General features: G+C 45.9%; 12 protein-coding genes. 3 read left to right on the top strand and 9 right to left on the bottom strand.

Going from position 1 to position 14,531, the window contains the following annotated elements; all coding sequences use genetic code 11:
- Positions 1 to 379 precede the first annotated feature (379 nt).
- From J7529_RS10385 to J7529_RS10375, 3 genes are all read right to left on the bottom strand, one after another.
- Positions 380 to 1,543 (bottom strand): GuaB3 family IMP dehydrogenase-related protein, encoded by a 1,164-nt coding sequence (locus tag J7529_RS10385; protein ID WP_318728901.1) that lies wholly within the window; start codon positions 1,541 to 1,543, stop codon positions 380 to 382.
- A 149-nt stretch (positions 1,544 to 1,692) separates the two neighbouring features.
- Positions 1,693 to 3,630, bottom strand: coding sequence for a flotillin family protein (locus tag J7529_RS10380; RefSeq protein ID WP_318728900.1), 1,938 nt, complete (start codon positions 3,628 to 3,630; stop codon positions 1,693 to 1,695).
- 93 nt (positions 3,631 to 3,723) lie between these two features.
- The gene (locus J7529_RS10375) at positions 3,724 to 4,392 is read right to left on the bottom strand and encodes an OB-fold-containig protein (RefSeq protein ID WP_318728899.1); all 669 of its coding nucleotides are present in this window, start codon (positions 4,390 to 4,392) and stop codon (positions 3,724 to 3,726) included.
- A gap of 230 nt (positions 4,393 to 4,622) precedes the next feature.
- Here J7529_RS10375 and J7529_RS10370 point away from each other — a divergent pair, with 230 nt between their 5' ends.
- Together J7529_RS10370 and J7529_RS10365 are read left to right on the top strand one after the other, a co-directional pair.
- Positions 4,623 to 4,856, top strand: coding sequence for a hypothetical protein (locus tag J7529_RS10370; protein WP_318728898.1), 234 nt, complete (start codon positions 4,623 to 4,625; stop codon positions 4,854 to 4,856).
- The gene (locus J7529_RS10365; protein WP_318728897.1) at positions 4,856 to 6,538 is read left to right on the top strand and encodes a WG repeat-containing protein; all 1,683 of its coding nucleotides are present in this window, start codon (positions 4,856 to 4,858) and stop codon (positions 6,536 to 6,538) included. Before J7529_RS10370 ends, J7529_RS10365 begins: the two co-directional genes overlap by 1 nt.
- On the opposite strand, the gene lptC is transcribed toward J7529_RS10365, so the two are convergent.
- From lptC to metG, 3 genes are all read right to left on the bottom strand, one after another.
- Positions 6,528 to 7,727 carry an LPS export ABC transporter periplasmic protein LptC gene (gene lptC / locus J7529_RS10360; RefSeq protein WP_318728896.1) on the bottom strand — a complete coding sequence of 400 codons (1,200 nt, stop codon included), beginning with the start codon at positions 7,725 to 7,727 and terminating at the stop codon, positions 6,528 to 6,530. The genes J7529_RS10365 and lptC overlap by 11 nt on opposite strands.
- 33 nt (positions 7,728 to 7,760) lie before the next feature.
- Entirely contained in the window at positions 7,761 to 8,363 is a 603-nt protein-coding gene (locus tag J7529_RS10355) for an NYN domain-containing protein (protein ID WP_390890051.1), read from the bottom strand.
- A gap of 93 nt (positions 8,364 to 8,456) precedes the next feature.
- Positions 8,457 to 10,055, bottom strand: a complete 1,599-nt coding sequence (gene metG, locus J7529_RS10350; protein WP_318728895.1) for a methionine--tRNA ligase — start codon at positions 10,053 to 10,055, stop codon at positions 8,457 to 8,459.
- 372 nt (positions 10,056 to 10,427) lie between these two features.
- On the opposite strand from metG, the gene J7529_RS10345 reads away from it, so the two are divergent.
- On the top strand, positions 10,428 to 11,225 hold the full coding sequence (locus J7529_RS10345) for an alpha/beta hydrolase (protein ID WP_318728894.1): 798 nt from the start codon (positions 10,428 to 10,430) through the stop codon (positions 11,223 to 11,225).
- Here J7529_RS10345 and J7529_RS10340 read toward each other — a convergent pair.
- The 3 genes from J7529_RS10340 to J7529_RS10330 form a co-directional block, all read right to left on the bottom strand.
- On the bottom strand, positions 11,215 to 12,111 hold the full coding sequence (locus tag J7529_RS10340; RefSeq protein WP_271943753.1) for a sensor histidine kinase: 897 nt from the start codon (positions 12,109 to 12,111) through the stop codon (positions 11,215 to 11,217). The two genes, J7529_RS10345 and J7529_RS10340, sit on opposite strands and share 11 nt — an antisense overlap.
- A gap of 18 nt (positions 12,112 to 12,129) precedes the next feature.
- On the bottom strand, positions 12,130 to 13,872 hold the full coding sequence (locus tag J7529_RS10335; RefSeq protein WP_318728893.1) for a sensor histidine kinase: 1,743 nt from the start codon (positions 13,870 to 13,872) through the stop codon (positions 12,130 to 12,132).
- A gap of 184 nt (positions 13,873 to 14,056) precedes the next feature.
- Positions 14,057 to 14,287, bottom strand: coding sequence for a type II toxin-antitoxin system CcdA family antitoxin (locus J7529_RS10330; RefSeq protein ID WP_271943749.1), 231 nt, complete (start codon positions 14,285 to 14,287; stop codon positions 14,057 to 14,059).
- Between the last annotated feature and the right edge of the window lie 244 nt (positions 14,288 to 14,531).

The following is a 14,531-nucleotide window of genomic DNA, read 5'->3' as shown; positions in this document are numbered from 1 at the left end:
CGTCAGAGGTGATTAAGGAATATTCCAGTTTAGGGGTCTATTCCTTACGCTGTCTACCTAAACTCTTAAAGGTGTCTAGGTGTACCGCACTCTAGCTTTCTGAAATATTAACACAATTTAGCGCCAGAATAACCGGCAGCTTAAAAGCGGCTCTTAGCGTTCCTCCTAGAGTAATGATCAAAGGCCTGTAATCGATCGCTCCGTTTAAATAAGAAACCGCCTGAACAAACTGTTCAGGCGGAGTGTGGTGTGAGGAGTGAACGGAAACATCATGCGTCTCCGCTATACCCCATTGTAAACAACAGATTTGACTTTTCCCCAAATTCTGTACAAATTGTAGGAATCGTTCTCAGATTTCTTTCGTTGAGGAAAACCGGAGCTATTTGCCCATCCCCAGTTGTTGGGCTTTCTGATAAACTTTGCCTTCAGTCAGTAAGGAGGGGGCGATCACAACTTCGACTTGCTGCATTTCACGAATGGTCTGAGCGCCTAGGGTTCCCATGCTGGTTTTCATTGCACCCAGTAGGTTGTGGGTTCCGTCATCTAACTGAGCTGGGCCTCGCAGGATTTGTTCTAGAGTTCCGGTAGAGCCAACCCGAATCCTGGTGCCTCTGGGCAATACAGGGCTGGGGGTAGCCATACCCCAGTGATAGCCTCGGCCGGGAGCTTCTTTGGCTCTGGCTAAGGGAGAGCCGATCATGACTCCATCTGCACCGCAGGCTAAACATTTACAAATATCGCCTCCGGTGATGATGCCGCCATCGGCAATTACGGGGATATAGTTACCCGTTTCTTGGTAATAGGTATCCCGTGCCGCTGCACAATCGGCGATCGCCGTCGGTTGGGGAACGCCTACCCCTAAAACGCCCCGCGATGTACAGGCAGCTCCTGGCCCAATGCCTACTAAAACACCAGCAGCCCCCGCTCTCATTAACTTCAAGGTCACCTCATAGGTCACACAGTTGCCTAACATGACTGGAATGGGCATCTGTTCGCAGAATTGTGCCAAGTCTAAAGGTGCGACGGACTCCGGGGAGAGGTGATCGGTGGAGACGACGGTTGCTTGGACAAAGAACAGGTCTGCCCCTGCTTCGGCTGCCACCTGACCGTATTTAATTGCTCCCACTGGAGTGGCACTCACTGCCGCGATACCCCCTTGATCCTTAATTTCTTTGACCCGTTTGGTAATCAGTTCTGGATCGATGGGTTGGGCATACAGTTGTTGCATCAAGGATACAAATTCGTCTTTTCCCACCGAGGCAATTTTGTCTAAGATGGGGTTTGGATCGTCGTAGCGAGTATTGATTCCTTCTAAGTTTAGGACTCCCATTGCGCCTAACTCAGATAAGGCTACAGCCATTTTTACATCCACAACCCCATCCATGGCACTGGCAATAATGGGAATTTCCCGTTCTATCCCACCCAAGGTTAGGGTCGTATTGGCCAAAGTCGGATCGAGCGTCCGAAGACCGGGTACTAGGGCGATTTCATCGATTCCGTAAGCTCTGCGGGCTGTTTTTCCCCGTCCAATTTGAATATCCACTGTCTCTCTTGCGTTTCCCAAAATAGATTTAATTAGCCTATCAAATTCACTTGAAAATAGGGAGTGGGGAGTGGGGGAATCGGGAGATGGGGAGTAAGGGCAAAAAGGGGGGGAGGAAATCAGGGCAGCTCATCTGCCCTGAATAGGGTTTAGCTGGCAGTGGGATTATCTGGCGCTGAGGGGGGTTTCATGGGTTGCCGCTTGGGTGGGGCGATCGCCTTTGATGGCTTTTCTGAAGCCGGTGCTGGGTTGGATACTTCCGTTTTAGGCTGGGAGTTTTGGCTGCTGGCTTCTGGAGGATTGGGGTTACGCACCATTTGGCTAATTTGTTGGAGCAGTGCCCCCAATTTTCCCTCGTCCATCAGGGCATTGACTAAGGATAAGCCACTGGTGGACATCAGGAGCTTGTTGATATCGCCCATGCCGTTGCCGTTGTTGCCATTGGCTCCAGGGAAAGAATAGATGCGGGTATCGCCCAAGATACCGGGTTGGGGCGTGAGTCCTTTGACAATTTCAGGAATATGGGGCGCTAGAGCCGGCCAGATTTCCGAGATCAGTTGGGCGGAGAGTTTGGCATCGGAGAGGGCATTTCTGGCTTCAATTAAGGCTTGTTCTCCCTGGGCTTCAGCTAAGGCTCTATCCCGGTTGGCTTGGGCTAGGGTACGGATTGATTCAGCTTCGAGTTCGGCGGCTTGGCGGGCAATTTCGGCTTGTCTGCGACGACGGAAAACATCGATTTCAACTACGTTTTGTTCGGAGATCCGTTGTTTCTGAGCTTCTTTTTCGGCTTCGATCGCCGTTAGCCGTTGTGCCCGTTCCGCTTGTTCGATTTCTTGGGCGGTAATAACGGCGGCTTCGGCTTGGGCGCGTTCGGCATCGGCAGCTAACCGTTCCCTTTCTTTTTCTACAATGGCGATCGCCGCTTCCTGTTGGGCAATCTTCGATTCCCGTTCCGCCGCCGCAATTTCAATCTGTGCTTTAAGCTGGGACGATTCCACCATTTGTTGACGATTAATTTCGGCAACTTCAGATTCTTGTTTTTGCAGAGCTTGGGCAATATTCAACTGTTTATTGCGCTCTTCCAAAGCAATATTAGCATCAATTTGACTCTGTTGTACTGCTAACTGTTGCTGAATTTTTTCTTCTTCAACAGACTTGTTTTGCAACAATTTATTCCGTTCAATTTTCGCCAATTCTTGGTCTTTCGATTCTTGAATCTCCCGTTCCCGTTGAGCCGTCATCGATTCCACTTCTAATTTTTGATCTAACTTGGCTTCTTCTTTCTCCTTCGCAATGCGTAAGGATTGTTTTTCGGCATCCAGTTCCCGTTGCTCAATCAGAACTTTCGTCTTCAGTTCTACTTCCCGTTTTTGCTGAATCGATTTCTGAATCGTTTCTGTTCTCAGACGCACACCCTGAGCATCGAAAAAGTTATTTTCATCATAGGTATCGCTTTCTTCGATCTCAGAAATAGCAATGTTGTTGAGCGTTAAGCCAACTTTTTTCAAGTCCTGTTGAATCAGGTTTAAAACTTCATCCGCAAATCCCAATTTATCCGAGTCAATTTCAGCTAGACTTTTCTTTTTGGCAGCGGCACGAATGGCATCATCTGCACGTTTCTCCAGTGCTTCTTTAATATCAGTTGCTGAAATATTGCCTTGCTTCGATAAACGAGCCGCTACCGTTAAGACATCCTGTTTATCAGCACTAACACACACATAAAAGGTGACGCGCATGTTTGCCCTTAAATAGTCTTGAGTCCGCACCGCTAAATTACCCGTGCGTTCCACATCGATAGAAATTTCTCGTAAGGGAACGCGGGTGATTTCATGAAAGCCAGGAATGACAATACATCCCCCGTTGAGAAAGACTCGTTTTTGTTTAATGAAAACGCCCCCAGTCCGCACAAAAGCTTCGTTGTTAGGGGTAATTTTGTAAACACTTGTATAAGCAATAATCCCTAAGATCAATAGAAAGACAAATCCCAAGGAACCGCCAGCTAAAAGCATACCTGCCGATCCCATTTGGACAAGGGGAACCTGAGCGAGTAGGGGTTGGGAGGATTGTTCGATAATGGTTTGTTTCATAATCGGGTGATACCTGAAAATTGGATAGTTCTATTCAAGGATGAAGAGCATACACAACCAGAACGTGTGCATGAAGATTCACAGGCACTCAAGTTAGCCTAACCAGCGTGTTTCATCTGCACTATCTTTCACGATAGCTAGATAAAAAGGTTCAGAATATTCGATAATGATGACTTTATCGCCCCGTTGAGGAATTTGGGTTGCCCATTGGGGGAGCTGGACGTTAATACTGACTAAGTTATTAGCTGAATCGATCGCATCCACTTGGCCAATTTGCGTGGTGGGCTGTTGGGGGAGAGTGGGTGAAGCGACAGTTCCCATGCATCCGATGAGGCGATCGCTACGGGTATCTTCCCCAAATGCCGCAAACAGTTTGCCAATGGGTCGAGAAATTAGACTTCCCCCGAATAGACTTAAGATTAAGGAGACGATTAAAACCACATTCCCGAATAGTCCGGTGGGAATTCCTAAGAGTAGGTTTAGAACCCATCCCAGAAGCCCCCAAAGACTGAAATCAATCGCCAATAATAGCAATAAGGGGGCTTTTCCTAAGCCTAACCATCCTAATGCTTGCAGAGCGCTAAAACCACCTTCAGCGTCTGCTTCTACGTCCATATCTAGGTCAGTATCCCAATCTGCATCAGCGTCAATGTCTACATCGCCATCACTATCTCCACCTCCAGAAAAAATGACCAGTAAAAATAAGACAACTCCTAAACCGAGAAAGATCCAATAGGGGAGATGGGCAAGGTCAAAGACCATATCTAAAAACCTGAAATTTGAGAAGTTTTGAAAACGGATATTTATCTCTAAGGTAGCAATTGATGAAGAATGCCAGGGGAAATATATAGATTATCTTAACTTCCATGGACTGAGCCGGAGAAGAGATCGCTTGTAATATTTCGTTAAATAAATGAGCAACTTCAGGGTTCCCTAGGTCTTATAATGAATGATAAGCAACTTTAAATATCTGGGCATGAGGATATTGAGTAATGATGGAAGTTAATGGGTTAATCGTTGGTCTTGTCTTGTGGATAGCCTATTCTTGGGTATTACTACAATTATTTAGCCCTCGCGATTCCTTTGTTGCTGAGAATTTGGCCTATGGCTATGGGGGAACTACGATTACCGTTGAATGTAGAGTAGTAACCCTTTCTGAGTCTTTAAGTTTGCCAGATCATCGCCCAGTCAAAGCTAACCGTTATTTACGATCGCCGATAACCTGATGTTTTCTGATATTGAAGCTCATTGGTCAAAAGCAGCGATCGCCCAATTAGCAGAATTAAACCTGGTTCAAGGGTATCCCGATCGCACGTTTCGACCAGAAGGTTTAGTCACTCGCGCTGAATTTGCCGTTTTGCTCTGCAATGTGTTTTCCAGTGCTAAACCCATTCGAGATCGGAAAAATTTTGTGGATGTGCCCCAAAGTCATTGGGCCTATGAAGCAATTCAAACCGCTGTTTCTAAAGGATTTTTAGTCGGTTATCCGGGTTTGGCATTTAAGCCAGAGCAACCCATTCCTCGGGTTCAAGTGTTGATTGCGATCGCGTCCCATTTAAAGTTAGAGATTCCCCCAACCGTTACCGTTAGCAAAACGAACCTCAAACTCTATTTTGATGATGCCCAAGAGATTCCCCATTATGCCCTACCTAAGTTAACCGCAGCATTATTTGGCTATCTCATTGTTAATTTTCCCGATCGCCGCAAATTGCGCCCTAATCAACCAGCAACACGGGGAGAAGTGGCCGCCATTTTATGTCAAACGCTAGGGATATGGAATACAGTTCCTTTATCTGCTATCGGAGGAGGAGAACATTGGGCGATCGCACCCAAATTTAGTCGAGCGTCTCATTTCTTTCAAGGCGTAGCCCTTGTTTCGGGTCAATTGGGCTATGATTTAATCAACCTAAACGGTCAACCCATTGAATTCGATCGTCACTATCAAATCTTAGAGTGGGGCTTTGAGATTGAGCGTGAATTGCCCACTTCAGACCCCCTAATTCCAGTCTCTACAGAGACCCATTCTGGGTTGAAGTATGGATATCTGAATCAGGAAGGAAATTTGGTCATTCCCGCAGAATGGGAGATGGCTGCTCCCTTTTCGGAAGGTTTGGGTTTAGTGCGAAAAGGGGGAAAATCAGGATATATTGATCCAACAGGTCAGGTGGTGATTGAACCCCAATTTGAATCGAGCGATCGCTTCTACAATGGCCGTGCTGCGGTGAAAGTGGGAGAAAAATATGGGTATATTGATACCACGGGAAACTGGGTAATTCCGGCGGAATTAGAGCGGGGATATCGCTTTTCTGAGGAGCGAGTCGTGATCTGGAGCAATGGGCGTTATGGGTATCTGGATAACCAGGGAAATGCGATCGTTGAACCCCAATTTGAGCAAGCCGATCGATTTTCGGATGGTTTAGCCGTGGTGAGATTGAACGGCGTTTATGGATGTATCGATCGCACAGGCAATCTAGTCTTGGAAACGCCCCATAGAATCCAAAAGTTTTCAGAAGGACTGGCAGCCATTGAAATGGGAGAAGAATGGGAGAAGAAATGGGGATATATCGATAAAACGGGAGAAATCGCGATCGCCCCCCAATTTTACGGATTAGAGGATGTTCGCGATCGACCCTATTCTCCCGTAGAACCATTTTCTGAAGGTTTAGCGATGGTGAGATTCGGGCCAAAATGTGGATTTATCGATCAAACTGGAACGTTTGTAATTCCCCCTCATTTTAGCGATGCTAGTTCCTTCTCCCATGGATTAGCACGGGTGACGTTACAGGGAGAATGGTATCAAGAAGGACGGGGAAATACGGGATCGGGAATGCCCGCCGAATATGTAATCCTGTTTAGAGGCGGAACTTGGGGATATCTCCAATTAAACAGTGCTGTATCTAAGGGATAATCTCAGTTACCACTCTCGTGCGATCGCCACTGCTTACAGTAATATTTTGATCTTGTAACTGACCAAAGGCTCTGGCTCCTTGCAGAAACAAGGGGGGATTGACTTGACGATAGGTCACATTTCCGGTTGCTTCAACTTGTTCTGTTCCAAAAGACCAGGTGACACTTTCTGCCGATAGATCGGACTGATTTTTACCTCCGGTTACCCGGACATTTTCCGTTAAATAGGCGACTTTATTGCCTAAATCCACTGTACCGCGATCGCCCACTAAGGTCAGATTTTCATCCAGATGTTCTAAGGTAATGGTTTGATTGGCTCCCACAGACTCGGATTTGAGATCCCATGTCATGGAATCACTTTTGGCTTCTAAGGCTGGATCGGCAGCGGTTAATGTGACTTGATTCATCAAGGTGACCGATTCATTCTCTAAGTCTACTAAACTTCCCCCAGCTAAGGCGGTGTGGCTAGGAGACGTTTCTGGGATTTCAGTTAATTTTTGTTCTTCGTCTTCATAGTGCTTCACTTCTAGGGGAACCGATCCCACCACTTTCCGATCTTTCATTAACCAGACTAAGTGTTCCGTGGTCATCCGTAACTGAGGAGTACGGGTAATTGCATCTACATTGCCGATCAATTCCATTTGCCGTAAGCGGCTATAGACATTGACTTGATCGGCTTTGGCTTCGACCTGGGGATGGGAGCCAGTTAACGTATCTTTAACCACCAAAACATCCGCCTGGGGTCGCCATTCCAGTTCATTCCCTTCTAACACGACTTCATCTTCAATGGCGATCGCTTTGATATCCTCTTTGAGTAAAATCAAATTCCCATCTTGGTGAACTTCTCCCCGCTTCGCTTGCACTCGATAGACCAATTTTCCGTCTTGATACAATTCCCCTGACGGTTCTTCTACGGTGGCAATTTGTCGATCTTCACTATAGGTAGCTGACTTGGCCTCCACTTTCCAAAGTAACTGACCTTTATCGTCTCCTTGTTCTAGAGTGATGTCTTTAAAGACCAGTTGAATATCATCGGATGATTCTGCATCCGATGCTGCTTGCATGAGCTGATCCGGTGTATTCGAGCCACCACAGCCGGATAAAGCGATCGCCAAAATTAAGGACAGCCCAGTTCCGATCCCTAGGTTAGAGATGCCAGCCTCAATGGGATTGCCAGTTTTCTTGCCCATGATCGATGACCTATGATTTCTGTACAGCGAAGATTATCGTTTTTCCTGTCGTTCATCCATCAGACTTAAGCTGGATAAGGGACGATAGGAATAGGTGTTTTGCCGGGGGGTTTTCTGGATATCTTCCTTAATGCTCTCGAGATCGATATAGCGATCGGCCACATTAATTAAACTATCGCTGGTCATCGATCGCAAGCTCACCACCTCTACCCGTACCCCTCGATAGCTCACTGAATCCACTGCATACGCCAGATCTCCATCGCCACTGACCAATACCGCCGTATCGTAACATCCCACTAAAGCCATCATATCAACTGCAATTTCTACATCCAAATTCGCTTTTTTAGAACCATCTGGCAGTTGCACCAAATCTTTGGCAATCACTCGATAGCCGTTGCGACGCATCCATAACAAAAACCCCTGCTGCTTCTCGTTAGTGCGATCGACACCCGTATAGAAAAATGACCGTAACAACCGAGAACCATTGGTTAAGCGGCACAATAACTTAGTGTAATCAATTTCCATCCCCAGTTGCAGGGCAGCATAAAACAGATTAGAACCATCAATAAAAATGGCTACGGTTCCTCGATTGGAAAGCACTTGTTCTGGAGTACAGAGACTTTGATTTTGTTCCATCGATTCATACATCATTGTTATACCTCAGTTATTAAAATCTTATAGTTTTATGGTGGTTTGGAAGTGAAAGTAAAGCTCGTGATTATATCAAATTCACGCTTGAGTTAATTCTAAACGTTGGAAAACCGGTTTGGGGTTTCCTAGGGTTTGTTGAGCGGGTAAAATACCCCATTGGGCATGAGTGTCAAAGGGAATTTTCTTCTGAAGATCTACCGTCTGATTAAAATCGACACTAAAGCCCAATTGATTATAGATCGCGGTGCTAATCTCAGGAATAATCGGTGAGAGAAGATAGGCGGCTAAACGAACAGATTCTAGCACCGAATAGAGAACTTCTGCGACTGCTTCTTTTTGCCCTTGTTTGTGCAATGTCCAGGGTGCTTGCTCATCAATATATTTATTGCTGCTTTGGACTAGACCCAGAATGGCTTCACAGGCGTGGGAATAAGCTAGGGCATTGTAACCAAGATCTACTTTTGACTTCAAGGAGGTTCCCAGGGTTTTGAGAGGGTTATCATCCGGAATCCGATCGCCAGATATAGCGGGCACTTGACCCTGACAATATTTTCTCGTCATGCCTAGTGTCCGATTGAGCAGATTCCCTAAATCATTGGCCAAATCAGCATTGAGAACATTAATAAATCGGGTTTCATTAAAATCCCCATCCTTACCAAACTCAATCTCCTTGAGAAAATAGTAGCGAACCGCATCAGCCCCATATTGATCCACCAACTCATAGGGATTTAAGGTATTGCCCAAGGTTTTCCCCATCTTCATCCCATCTTTCGTCAGAAAGCCATGCCCAAAGACTCGTCGGGGTAAAGGGAGACCCGCAGACATGAGCATCGCTGGCCAATAGACGGTATGGAAGCGGAGAATATCTTTACCAATTAGATGAGTTTGAATCGGCCACCACCGCCTTAGGGCATTCTCTAAACTGGGAGCATCTTCAGGATCGAGTAAGGCAGTAATATAGCCTAATAGGGCATCAAACCAGACATAAAGGGTCTGGTCACTATCCGTAGGTACAGGAAATCCCCAATCGAGGTTAACCCGCGATATGGAAAAATCTTGCAGTCCTCGAGTCACAAAGCTTAAGACTTCATTACGACGACTTTCCGGTTGAATGAAGTCGGGATGCTCATTATAAAATGCTTCTAACTGGTCTTGATATTTGGACAAACGGAAGAAATAGTTATTTTCATCTCGCCATTCTGTTTGTTTGTTGGGATGGATGGGACACCGGTGGTCGTCGAGTAGGTCTCGTTCTTCTTTGAATTCTTCGCAGGAAACACAATACCATCCCTGTTGTACCCCTTGATAAATGTCCCCATTCTCCCAAACTCGTTGGAAGAATTCTTGCACAATTTGATGATGTTTAGCTGCTGTTGTGCGACTAAAGCGATCGTACTGGATATTGAGGTTTTGCCAAAGCGTTTTAAACCCTTGGACAATTTCATCACAATGGCTCTGGGGGGCTTTTCCGCGCTCGTCAGCAGTTCGTTGGATTTTTAAGCCATGTTCGTCTGTCCCCGTAATCATCAAGACTTCTTCTCCCCGAAGTCTCCAGTAGCGAGCTAAAACATCTGCGGCAATGGTAGTATAGGCGCTCCCAATATGGGGCAAGTCATTGACGTAGTATAGAGGGGTTGTAATGGTAAAGGTCTTTTTTGTTGGATACTCAGAGTTCATGGAAGATTAAGATGACTTTTTTTAATGATCTGTTTTGTTGAATCAACCGGTCAGGTGATTTTATGGATTTTACTAAAGATTTTACTCAACTGATCAATAAAGGGAATTGATTATAATTGTAGCCTTAATCGCTCAGGTTGGTCTGGATGGCCAATTAATTCCAGATGAGACTAAGATAACAGACTGGAGAGGGCTAGAGAAAAGAGCAGCTTGTGGCTTCAAGCTTCAGGAGGAGCGGCTAATTAAGGGAAAAATAAGGGAATTCACAGGAAAAGTGCCTCATCTATGATTAGGATTAATTAATATTTCTTTAGGGATCAATGCATTTGTTGTTGATCTTGAATACCCAAGGCTATATTTTGATTTTTTCCTATGTCTAATGGTTCTCCTCATTTTCTCCAATTCAGCGCGGTGCGTCCCGAAGCTGATTTATTGGTTTTCTTACCGGGTATGGATGGTTGGGGATCGCTGTTTGCTCGTCAGGCGCAAGAGTTGCAACAGGATTTTGAGGTGTGTGCTTTGAGAATTCCAGTGAATGATCGCCTCGATTGGGACGGATTGAGCGATCGCCTCATCCATTTGATTGAAGCTCAATTAGCTTCTGGAGTCAACCGGCAGGTGTATTTATGTGGCGAGTCTTTTGGGGGCTGTTTGGCACTAAAAACGGTTCTCAAAGCACCCGAATTGATTGCTCGTTTAATTTTGGTCAATCCCGCTTCTTCGTTCCATCGTCGTCCTTGGATGGCACTGGGGGAGTCCATTGTGCCTTGGATTCCGGATCGCATCTATAATGTTGGCAGTGTTGCTGTTTATTTTTTACTGGCTGCCCTGCCTCGGATCGCGCCCCAAGATCGCCAATCCCTTTGGTCTGCTCTTTGTAATGTGCCGGCTGATACCTCTGCTTGGCGGTTATCTTTACTGCGTCAATTTACGCTCGATGTCCAGGATCTTTACGAAATCACGCAACCAACGCTCATTCTAGCCAGCGGGAGCGATCGCTTGTTACCTTCAGTCTCCGAATCCCGGTATTTACAACAACATCTTAAACATGCTCAAGTCATTGATTTACCCCATAGTGGTCATGCCTGCTTATTAGAAGAGTCCATCAGTCTTTTCAGTATTATTACTGATTGCGAATGGATTAAATCACCGACTTTATCTAGTCCTTAATCAGGATCGGTAATTGTTGCAGAGGAACCGTTAAAGTTACAGTCGATCCCAATCCTTCCCCCATACTAAAGAAATCAATTTCACATCCCATGGACTCCATCAATCCTTGGGAAATCGTTAATCCAATGCCTGTACCTTCGTATCTGGACGTATTCGATCCATCAACTTTGTAAAATGCCTCAAATAGCTTGTTTTGCTTGTCTAGAGCCACACCAATGCCGGTATCCGATATAATCAGCTTGACAAATCCAGGGTACTCGCGTCCTAGGGCGGAATATTTTTGAGGGATCGCTTGTCCTCGAATCGTAATTTCCCCCTCATGGGTAAACTTAATGGCATTACCGATCAGATTTAACATCACTTGTAGCAGTCCTTGATAATTACCCACCACGATCGCCTCATCTCGGGTCGGGGGAGCAGAAATACTATACTCTAAACCTTTCTCCTCGGCTTTAGATCGGGTAAACTTTTCTACATCTCTCAATAGCTCATCCAGATGGATTGAACTTAGCTCAATCGTCATTTCGCCAGCTTGGAGTTTCGCTAAATCCAGAAAGTCCTCGATATGATTCAACAGTCGCAGCGCTGAGTTATGAGCTTCTTGAACAAACTCCATTTGGTCTTCGGGATCGTCAGCCATACCATCAAGGATAAGCTTTAGAAAACCAATCATGCCATTGAGCGGTGTTCTAAACTCATGGGAAACCTTATTCAGAAGTTGCTGTTTAAGTCGTGAGGTTTCTTCGCTTTGCGCTCGGGCTGATTCGAGTTCTTCGTAAAGGATAGCATTGGCGATCGCCGCCATCACTGTTAACATCTCTGGATTAGAGCAAGCCCCATGCCGATGGTCAGAACTTGAACTGACTTCCAATCCTTTATCTACCATCAAACCCTCTCCATGATTTTACTCCTTCACAATTACGGGCAATTGTCCCAGGGGAGCCGTAAACGTTACGGTCGAGCCTAATCCTTCTCCCATACTAAAGAAATTCACTTCCCCCCCCATGGTTTCAATCAAACGCTGAGAAATGGCTAATCCTAATCCGGTTCCTCCATATTGACGGGTGCGAGATCCATCCACTTGAGAAAAATTTTGAAACAGTTGCTCTTGCTTCTCCAAAGGTACGCCAATTCCGGTATCCGCCACACTCACCTTGACAAACCCTGGATGCTCCCGATCTCCAACTTGGAATTTCTTCGCGATCACTTCTGCGGTAATGGTAATGCCCCCTTCATGAGTAAATTTAACCGCATTGCCAACTAAATTTAACAAGACTTGCAGCAGACGTTGATAATTGCCCGTAATCATCACTTCATCGCGGGTTGGGGTGCGACTGATTTCATAACTTAACCCTTTCGTTTCTGCTTGAGGTCGGGTAAAGTTGTCCAGGTTGGTGAATAATTCATCCAAATTTACCGGACTGATATCGATCTGCATTTTTCCGGCTTCAATTCTAGCCAGATCCAACACATCATTAATCAAGTTTAAAAGATGCAAGGCAGACTTATGGGCTTCTTGCACCCATTCCATTTGCTCTTCGGGATCATCAGCCATCTCATCTAGGATCAGCTTCAGAAACCCAATCATTCCATTGAGGGGGGTTCTCAGTTCATGGGACGTATTGGCCAAAAATTCACTTTTCAGTCGAGAGGCTTCCTCAGCTTGTTCTCTGGCTAATTCTAGTTCTTGGTAGAGCGTAGCATGGGCGATCGCCGTTCCCACTTGATCGGCCAACTCCCTCACCAACTCGATCTCTTCGGCTGACCACAAATAGGCTTGATCCGGGTCGGATCTGATGGGAGGGGATAACAACAGTAACCCATTGGGGCGATCCTTATAGCAGGTGGCTACAGCTAACCGAGACTCTAAAGACTCCTTATCCTCTGATTCTACCCAGGCTAAGGGGTCTAGGCTCGATAGGGCATCAATTAAGGGAGAGTTATTCTCTAAGGGGAGCAAACGGCCCACTTGGGAATGGCCCCCTTGATGGGTATAGTGGGCAACTACTTTGAGGTGTTCTGTCTCTAGGCATTTTTGGGCGATCGCACAGCTTTCTAAGTTTAAAGCAATACCCAAGCCTTCCACCGTCTGATTGCAGATAGTTTCTAAATCTAGCGTCCGTCTAATTTTGCGGGTGATCCGAGTTAAAAGCGTCTGATAATGATCGCTGGTTTTGCGCTCTCCCTGCTGCGGTGGATCTGAGCTACTGGCAAAGGATTGAGACCCTACAGCGCTCGAGAGGAGTCGCCCAAGAACCAAAACTTGATTGGCTTTCAAGGGAGAGGTTAGCACTGGAGTGACCACCAGATCGAAGAGGAAGTAGCATTCTCTATACTGAAAGGGATAGCTAAAACGATCCGGTAATTTATTTTCCAAGACTTGGCGCACTCGATCCAAATAGGCATCGATGGGAATGGGGTAGAGGGTATTTTCCATCAATTGCCCCACCAAGCTCTCAGGAGCTAAATCGTAGCGTTCCCCTTGAGTCCACTGAAAGGCTAGATACTCACCAGAGGTATTATGGATAAAGCTTAATTCAGCACCCAATTCGGACAGACTTGGCGGTGTTAGGTCTCCCGTCTCTAGATGATTAGAAAGGCTGGTTTCGTTTAGGGTGGAAATGGATGCATGGGAGGAAGCATTCATGAGTTGGTGTCGGTGAATTGAACAGACATTTGACCTCTAACCTAGAGTAGCTTAGATTTTCTAGATTGAGGAATAACCGATTCAGCGCATCTGAGGGTTGACAATTTAAGGTTCTTAGAACCGATTGGGGATCTGATGGCCTAAGATCCCAGTGTACTCCCATTAATCCTGGTCGCCTTGGGTTTTAATCGTTCCATTCACCTCTGGGAGGTAGGGGAGGATTTTTGATCAGAGTACGGGTGAGTTCATCATCCCTTTGGTTTGAGCCTTTGAGCCATTGACGAATGGCTGTTTCAATAATTCTTGAAGGGTCGTTGGTTAAGTGCTGGATTTGTTCGAGTAATTCTGCGTCTAAGGCGATAGAAATTTCTACTTTGTCGAGCTTAGGTTCCGAAGAAAGGGTGGAATCATTCATGGGTTCAAGAACGTAGGGTTTATTTCAGTTTAACATGGTGCGATCGCCTGATGGATTGGTAATTGGGCATGCACCTCATTAAACTCCCGTACTTACGTTAAACTATTATAAGAGATATGCCGAAAACCCCGTGAATTCATTCTGGGGATGAAGGCGAGCGGGCAAGTTTTAACTTGCCGGTCTTACATTGAAGGGGCTATAATGTAAACAAGAGTCAAATAGTCTTTTATGGAAAGAGCATTCA

The sequence above is a fragment of the Roseofilum sp. Guam genome (assembly GCF_017746735.1).
GTDB lineage: Bacteria > Cyanobacteriota > Cyanobacteriia > Cyanobacteriales > Desertifilaceae > Roseofilum > Roseofilum reptotaenium.
This window is presented reverse-complemented; position numbering and strand designations above follow the sequence as displayed.